The sequence below is a fragment of the Paraburkholderia sp. JHI2823 genome (assembly GCF_038900695.1).
Lineage (GTDB): Bacteria > Pseudomonadota > Gammaproteobacteria > Burkholderiales > Burkholderiaceae > Paraburkholderia > Paraburkholderia mimosarum.
On record NZ_JAYMRY010000197.1, the window covers coordinates 1 to 576 of the forward strand.

The window sequence follows — 576 nt, forward strand, 5'->3', positions numbered from 1 at the left end:
ACCGGTCATCGTTGGAAGGTACTGCCTATGTCGAAGTCATGGCAGGCGCCTACGCGAATCGATGCTGGAACGATGGCTCGCTGTTCTTCGAGGAAGAGGTATTTGGGTATATTGAACCGACGATCAAAAAATACGAGTCGACTTACGATCCCTACGCATTCACTCAAATCAGCATGCTTGACTGGAAAAAAATAATAAAAGCCCTAGCAGACATCCGGAGTAGTCTGGAAGTGGAGACCTCCAGACCGGCCATGCTGCAGCGGATCGGCTTCATCTTCACCGATTCAAAAGAAAGATTTACTGAAAATCTGAACACGAACTGTGTCGCCCTCGGCGCGATGATTTCGCAAATTGAGACCTGGACCAGTGACAATCATTTCAGACATAGCTGCGTCACGATTCTCGGCCTGTAGTTCCGATGGCGGCCAGGAACGGCCGATCGCCGGTACTGTTCGTCGGTCATCCAGATGACGGTTCCACAGCGGTCAACGGTCATTCGATGCCTGGACGCGCAGCTGCCTGCATGTGGAGCTTCCCCGAACGCGCTACCCGGTCCGGCGCCGGATTTTCGCCAAC

At 53.3% G+C, this 576-nt stretch carries 1 protein-coding gene; it reads left to right on the plus strand.

All coding sequences use genetic code 11. From position 1 onward, the window contains the following. On the plus strand, positions 1 to 413 hold a 413-nt coding region (locus VSR34_RS38285; RefSeq protein ID WP_342965220.1), incomplete at its 5' end, for a hypothetical protein. Positions 414 to 576 lie beyond the last annotated feature (163 nt).